Source organism: Janibacter sp. CFPM2_SD2 (assembly GCF_057364645.1).
In genome coordinates, this window is record NZ_JBNFOF010000225.1 from 1 (window position 1) to 4794 (window position 4794).

The window sequence follows — 4794 nt, forward strand, 5'->3', positions numbered from 1 at the left end:
CCTCGCCGCCACCCGCGCCGAGCGGGACGAGGCCCTGGCCACCCGGGCGATGCCGATCACCGGCACCTCGACCTTCCCGCTCGCGGGGGAGACCCTGCTGACCCGCACGCCGCGCACCGAGCCGACCGGCGGCCTGCCGCGTCGCCGCGACAGCGAGGTCTTCGAGGCGCTGCGCGAGCGCACCGCCGCCGGCGACGTCAGCGTGCCGGTCCTCGCCCTCGGCCCGGCCAAGGAGCACACCGCCCGCCTGACCTTCGTCACCAACCTCCTCGGCGTCGCGGGCATCCGCCCCGAGGTCGTCGAGGTCGGTGAGGGTAGCGACCCGGGCGCCGTGGCGAGCGCCGCGCAGGGCGCGCCCGTCGCGATCCTCGCCTCCTCCGCCCGCGGCTACGAGGCACATGCCGAGGCGGGCGTCGCCTCCCTTCGCGATGCCGGTGTGCAGCGCATCCTCGTCGCCGGCAAGGCCACCGAGGTCGGCGACACCACCGTCGACGGCGAGGTCCGCGACGGCATCAACATCGTGGACTTCCTCGCAGAACTTCTTGATCTCCTCGAACCCAGCGGCGCCACGCAGGCAGGAGCAGACGCATGAGCGCGCAGATCCCCACCTTCGACACCGTCGACCTCGGCGACGGAGTCCCGTCCGCCGACGCCGCCGAGCGCTGGCAGGAGGCCCTCGACGCCACCCCCGGTGCGGCCGACGGCTGGGAGACCCCGGAGAAGATCGAGGTCGCCCCGGTCTACACCGAGGCCGACACCGCCGACCTCGACTTCCTCGAGACCGCCCCCGGCGCCGCTCCCTTCCTCCGCGGTCCCTACCCGACGATGTACGTCAACCAGCCGTGGACGATCCGGCAGTACGCCGGCTTCTCGACGGCCGAGGAGTCCAACGCCTTCTACCGGCGCAACCTCGCCGCGGGGCAGAAGGGCCTGTCCGTCGCCTTCGACCTGGCGACCCACCGCGGCTACGACAGCGACCACCCGCGGGTCGAGGGAGACGTCGGCATGGCCGGTGTCGCCATCGACTCGATCTACGACATGCGCACGCTCTTCGACGGCATCCCGCTGGACCGGATGAGCGTGTCGATGACGATGAACGGCGCGGTCCTGCCGATCCTCGCCCTCTACGTCGTCGCGGCCGAGGAGCAGGGGGTGAGCCCGGAGCAGCTGAGCGGCACCATCCAGAACGACATCCTCAAGGAGTTCATGGTCCGCAACACCTACATCTACCCGCCGGCTCCCTCGATGCGGATCATCTCCGACATCTTCGCCTTCACCAGCCAGCGGATGCCGCGCTTCAACTCCATCTCGATCTCCGGCTACCACATGCAGGAGGCCGGGGCGACGCAGGACCTCGAGCTCGGCTACACCCTCGCCGACGGCATCGAGTACATCCGCGCCGGCCGCGAGGCGGGCCTGGACGTCGACGCCTTCGCGCCGCGGCTGTCCTTCTTCTGGGCCATCGGCATGAACTTCTACATGGAGGTGGCCAAGCTGCGCGCGGCCCGCCTGCTGTGGGCGCGCCTGGTCAAGGAGAACTTCGAGCCGAAGAGCGCCAAGTCGCTCTCGCTGCGCACCCACTCGCAGACCTCCGGCTGGAGCCTGACGGCGCAGGACGTCTACAACAACGTCGTGCGCACGTGCGTCGAGGCGATGGCCTCGACGCAGGGCCACACGCAGAGCCTGCACACCAATGCGCTCGACGAGGCGATCGCGCTGCCGACCGACTTCTCCGCCCGCATCGCGCGCAACACCCAGCTCGTCCTCCAGCAGGAGTCCGGCACGACCCGCGTCATCGACCCGTGGGGCGGCAGCGCCTACGTCGAGCGCCTGACGCACGACCTCGCGCAGCGGGCCTGGGCCCACATCGAGGAGGTCGAGGCGGCCGGCGGCATGGCCAAGGCGATCGAGGCCGGCATCCCCAAGATGCGCATCGAGGAGGCGGCCGCCCGCACCCAGGCGCGCATCGACTCCGGCCAGCAGCCGGTCATCGGCGTCAACACCTATCCGGTCACCGAGAGCACCGCCGACGAGGCCATCGAGATCCTCAAGGTCGACAACGCCGCGGTCCGCGCCTCCCAGATCGCCAAGCTCGAGCGCCTGCGGTCGGAGCGTGACGAAGGGGAGACCCGCGCGGCTCTCGCAGCGCTCACCGAGGCGGCCAAGGCCGACGGCGGCACGATGGAGACCAACCTCCTCGCGCTGGCCATCGACGCGGCCCGCGCCAAGGCCACCGTCGGCGAGATCTCCGCGGCGCTCGAGGAGGTCTACGGCCGCTACACCGCGCAGATCCGTACGATCTCCGGTGTGTACCGGGACGAGGCTGGCAAGGGCGGCGCCGTGGACGAGGTCCTGGCCAAGGTCGAGGACTTCGAGCAGGAGGAGGGGCGTCGCCCCCGCATCCTCGTCGCCAAGATGGGCCAGGACGGTCACGACCGCGGGCAGAAGGTCATCGCGACGGCCTTCGCCGACCTCGGCTTCGACGTCGACGTGGGCCCGCTCTTCCAGACCCCCGGCGAGGTGGCCCGTCAGGCCGTCGAGGGCGACGTGCACGTCGTCGGGGTGTCGTCGCTGGCCGCTGGTCACCTGACCCTCGTGCCGGCGCTGCGCCAGGAGCTCGACGCGCTCGGGCGCCAGGACCTGATGATCGTCGTCGGTGGTGTCATCCCCGACCAGGACTTCGACGAGCTGCGTGCCGCCGGGGCCGACGACATCTACCCGCCCGGCACGGTCATCGCCGAGGCGCCGGCCGACTCGTCGACCGCCTGCGGGAGCAGGCCGCCGGCACCGATGCCTGAGTCGGTCGCCGACCTCGCCCGGGGGGTGCGGGAGCGCTCGCGCGCCCACATCGCCCGGGCGATCACGCTCGTCGAGTCCTCGCGCCCGGACCACCGGGAGCGGGCTCGCGAGCTGCTCGCGCTCATTGCCCCCGACACCGGGCAGGGCATGCGCGTGGGCATCTCCGGCATCCCCGGTGCCGGCAAGTCGACCTTCATCGACGCCCTCGGCACCCGCCTCATCGAGCGCGGGCACCGGGTCGCCGTCGTCGCCGTCGACCCGAGCAGCTCGCGCACCGGTGGGTCGGTCCTCGGTGACCGCACCCGGATGGCGCAGCTGACGGCGAGCGAGGACGCCTTCGTCCGGCCCTCGCCGTCGGGGGCGCACCTGGGCGGTGTCGCCCGCGCGACCCGTGAGGGGATGCTCGTCCTCGAGGCCGCTGGATATGACGTCGTGCTCGTCGAGACCGTCGGCGTCGGTCAGTCGGAGGTCGCTGTCGCCGAGATGGTCGACACCTTCCTCCTGCTCGCCCTCGCCCGTGGCGGCGACCAGCTGCAGGGCATCAAGCGGGGCATCCTCGAGATGGCCGACGTCATCGCGGTCAACAAGGCCGACGGCGAGCACGCCGGCGACGCCCGGGTCGCTGCTCGCGAGCTCTCGGGCGCGATGCGGCTGATGAACTCCGACCCCGACGCCCGCCGCCCCCCGGTGCTCACGTGCAGCGCGCAGACCGGCGACGGGCTCGACGACGTGTGGGCCGCGGTGCTCGAGCACCGCGAGTGGCTCGAGGCGCAGGGATCGCTGCACGCCCGTCGGGCCGAGCAGCAGCGCGAGTGGATGTGGGCGATGGTCGACTCCGAGCTGCGGGACGCCGTGCGGCGCTCGCCGCGGGTGCGCGAGCTGCTCGCCGAGATCACCCCGGGCGTGCGCACCGGAGAGGTGAGCGCCGTCGACGGCGCCGCCCGGATCATCGCGTCCTTCGCCGAGGACCTCGCCGCACGACCTTAGGGAAATGCGGCCTACCTGGGCGCGGGGACGGCGCGGTCGGGGGAGAGGGCCGGGCGGCCGAAGCCCCGGGGCGCGATGCCCGAGCGCCGGGCCAGCCACAGCAGGATCGCCGTCATGACGAAGGTGGCGACGACCCCGAGCCCGCCCGAGGCGGCGGTGCTCGTCGTGTCCTCGGTGACGTAGGCGGTGTCGAGCCCACCGAGCAGGGTCAGGCCGACGATGATGACGAGGTTGTTGACCACGTGCAGCACGATGGCGGCCTCGAGGCCGCCGGTGCGCCAGGTGAGGTAGCAGCAGGCGACCGCCATGCCGCCGAGGTCGAGCAGCACCCACGGGTCGAGCGAGGTGTGCGCCAGCGCGAAGATCACCGCCGACAGGACCGTCGTCACCACGAGCGCGACGACCGGGCGGCGGATCCACGCGCCGACGCCCTGCATGAGCCCGCCGCGGAAGGCGACCTCCTCGCCGGCGGACTGCAGCGGCGTCGTGAGCAGGGTGATGACGAGCAGCCAGGGCCAGTGCTCGGGCCGCTCGGTGGGCTCCTCGCCCGAGAGCACCCACGTCGCCGCGAGATAACCACCCCAGACGACGAGGGTGACGAGCGAGGCGGTGCCGAGCCAGCGCCACCGGATGCGCCCGGTCACCGACCACACCTTGCCCATCGGCCGCCAGTGACCGACGCGGGTGGCGACGAGCGTCGCGGGGATGAGCGCGGCGAGCGTCAGGTTGCTGATGAGCATCGTCAGCGGGTCCGAGGGGTCGATCTCGGTGGCGCTCGAGGCCTCGAGGAGCGAGGGGTCGGCGATGAACCACCCGATGCTCAGCACCGTCGCGAGCACGAGCCAGGTCCCCACACCCGCGGCCAGGGCGAGCAACGGTCGCCACCAGCGGTGAGCGGCCGTGCGCATCTGGTGGACATAGCTGCGCGGCTCGTCGTCGGGCAGCGCCCGCATCGACGGCCGGCCGCGACCGGTGCCCTGCGGCCGGCGACCCGCTGCCGGGCGGCTG

The 4794-nt window shown here is 72.6% G+C and carries 2 protein-coding genes and 1 pseudogene; 2 read left to right on the forward strand and 1 reads right to left on the reverse strand.

Annotation, left to right across the window (positions count from 1 at the left end; all coding sequences use genetic code 11):
• Together AC2W7J_RS15915 and scpA are read left to right on the forward strand one after the other, a co-directional pair.
• Nucleotides 1-592: pseudogene (locus tag AC2W7J_RS15915) on the forward strand (methylmalonyl-CoA mutase small subunit); the annotation flags it as partial.
• A complete protein-coding gene (scpA, locus tag AC2W7J_RS15920; protein WP_485983593.1) occupies nt 589-3786 on the forward strand; it encodes a methylmalonyl-CoA mutase in 3198 nt (1065 codons plus the stop codon). The pseudogene AC2W7J_RS15915 and the gene scpA, both read left to right, overlap by 4 nt.
• 11 nt (nt 3787-3797) lie before the next feature.
• Here the strand turns inward: scpA and AC2W7J_RS15925 are convergent.
• Nucleotides 3798-4794 (reverse strand): CPBP family intramembrane glutamic endopeptidase (locus AC2W7J_RS15925; protein ID WP_485983595.1); only part of this gene is annotated, 997 nt, incomplete at its 5' end.

Excerpts from the sequence above, each read along its gene's own strand:
- scpA (WP_485983593.1), top strand. The coding sequence starts at position 589 with ATGAGCGCGCAGATCCCCACCTTCGACACCGTCGACCTCGGCGACGGA.